At 67.6% G+C, this 2,296-nt stretch carries 1 protein-coding gene and 2 pseudogenes; all 3 read right to left on the bottom strand.

The window, feature by feature from the left end:
• Positions 1–220 (bottom strand): annotated as a pseudogene (locus Vau01_RS63900) (transposase family protein); the annotation flags it as partial.
• 475 nt (positions 221–695) lie between these two features.
• The gene (locus tag Vau01_RS44795) at positions 696–1,244 is read right to left on the bottom strand and encodes a hypothetical protein (protein ID WP_204006402.1); all 549 of its coding nucleotides are present in this window, start codon (positions 1,242–1,244) and stop codon (positions 696–698) included.
• Positions 1,245–1,266: 22 nt separating this feature from the next.
• Positions 1,267–2,296 (bottom strand): annotated as a pseudogene (locus Vau01_RS44790) (hypothetical protein); the annotation flags it as partial.

The raw sequence follows: 2,296 nt of genomic DNA, 5'->3' as shown, positions 1-2,296 counted from the left end.
TGTGTCCGGCCCGGTGCCGCGCCCACGGCACCGCCGCGACCACCACCCCGTGCTCGACACACCGCACCCGCGGCGCGTCAGCCTCCACGAACGCCTGCCGCACCCCCACATCCAGACTCCGCCACCGCCGCCGCCCCTGACCGGCGTCATAACCGGAACTGCGCCGCCCACACCGCCCGCACCGGCCCGCCGCCCGCAACGAGGGACGCACCGACACCACCACGACCGACCCGACATCCGACCCGACATCCGACCCGACATCCGACCCGACATCCGACTCGACATCGACCGACTCGACCACCACCTCCCCGCCCCCGAGCAGCCGAGCCCATACCCTCAACGAACGCACGCCGTTGCCCCCACCTAGAACCGAAGCCGTCAGACAGCTCGGAACCTAGGCCAGGCAACGGCGTGCGCCCCGTCACGACCCGCCGATCACCCACACAAGCGACCGGAGAGCCTTGTGCTCGCCTTTTCGCGGTACTTTGCCCCGTTTCTGAGCGGACACAACTGCAAGATCGACGAAAACGCAAGCGATCACGGCGCCCGAGCCGGCACCGGATACTGAAGCGCTTACGCCACAACACATCCCGAGCACCTGACAAAGCACTACCGGGGTCGGCGGCTGTCAACCGGCGCGACCGCCGATGGGTAGCGGAACTTCGACGGCAAGGCTCTTCGCTTGATGGCAATGATCAGTTGGTGCTCCGGTCCGCCGATTCGCCGGCCGGCCGGCCGCCCCGCTCACGACGGGCGATCGACCGGTAGTCGCCGAATTCCGGCACCGGTTCCCAGTTGTCGGCCACCGGCACGCTGTTGAATTCGGTGGTCTCCTTCACCTGTTCGACGCTGTCCATGACGACCCGCTTGACGTATCCGTCGGGGCGGAACGACGTATCTTCGACCTTGGTCGCGTCGCTCTGGCGCAGCTTCGGATCGTCGCTCGGGTACTCCCAGAACATCACCGTGCGCAGAAACAGCCGCTCGTCGTCGTCGACCGTGCCGAACCAGTACTTCAGATTCTGGCGGCCGTGCCGGTCGCGGAACGTCACCGTGATGACGCCGTTCTCGCCGGAGACCGTCACCAGCACCGGCTGGCGGCCGGCCTTCTCCCGCAGTACCGCGATGAACTGCTCGCCCGCGGCGTTGCGCGCCCGGGCCTCCGCCTCGCTCAACGGGACGCCGACCCGGTTACGGCGCGAATTCCACGAGTGGCAATACTCGATCTCGCCGGCGTCGCTCATCGGCGATTCCCTCCTGTGCGGCTCATTCGTCATCCTCGTCGCGCGGGGCGCTCCCGTCCTCGGTGTACGAGTCGTCGAGCTCGTAGACCTTGCCCTCCGAGTCGCGGATGGTGATATCCAGTTCTTCCGCCTTCTTGAGAACCTCGGGGGGTACATCGTTGTCCTGTGGTGGCACCTCGAGGATCATCTCACCTTCGAGTTCCGTGCCGATAAGATCGTCACCGAGATCCCGCCGGTTGGTGGGAGTATCGGCGATCTTCGTGCCAGCCTTGTACTTCTTGTCAAACTCCTCGAGATACCCGATCGCCGTCTCCGGCTGCACCTCCGACAACTGCGAATGCTTGCGGGACACAATCTCCTTACCCGGCACATACGAGTCGACCCGCGGATACTGACCCTTGTCACTCTTAGGTTCGACGTGGACCTCGTTCGCCCCGCCCCGCTCCGTGTAGAACGGCTCACGCTCCTTGTTGAACTGGTTGCCCGCCTCAACATTCTTGAGCCACTCCGGCTTCCCCGACGATTCGACATTGCCACCGTCCGCGTCGTCGCCTTTGTCGTCGCCTTTGTCGTCGGTCGAGCCGTCGCGGAGGTTGCTGTCGTCGGGGTTGTTCAGCGCCGAAGGCGGGTCGCCTTTGGGCGCCGGCGGATCGCCCTGCTTCGGACCGGGCGGGTCACCCTGCTTCGGCTCCGACGGGTCGCCCTTCGCCGCAGGCGGATCGCCCTGCTTCGGCTCCGGCGGGTCGCTCTTCGCCGCAGGCGGGTCGCCCTGCTTCGGGCCGGGCGGATCGCCCTGCTTCGGCTCCGACGGGTCGCCCTTCGCCGGAGGCGGATCGCCTTGCTTCGGGCCGGGCGGATCGCCCTGCTTCGGCTCCGGCGGATCGCCCTTCGCCGCAGGCGGATCGCCGCCCTTCGGCGCGGGCGGATCACCCTGCTTCGGTCCCGGCGGATCGCCCTTCGCGGCAGGCGAATCACCCTTCGCCGCAGGCGGATCGCCGCCCTTCGCCGCAGGCGGATCGCCGCCCTTCGCCGCAGGCGGATCGCCGCCCTTC

The sequence above is a fragment of the Virgisporangium aurantiacum genome (assembly GCF_016863635.1).
GTDB lineage: Bacteria > Actinomycetota > Actinomycetes > Mycobacteriales > Micromonosporaceae > Virgisporangium > Virgisporangium aurantiacum.
The sequence above is the reverse complement of the archived record's forward strand: the minus strand, read 5'-3'. Positions and strand labels throughout refer to the sequence as shown.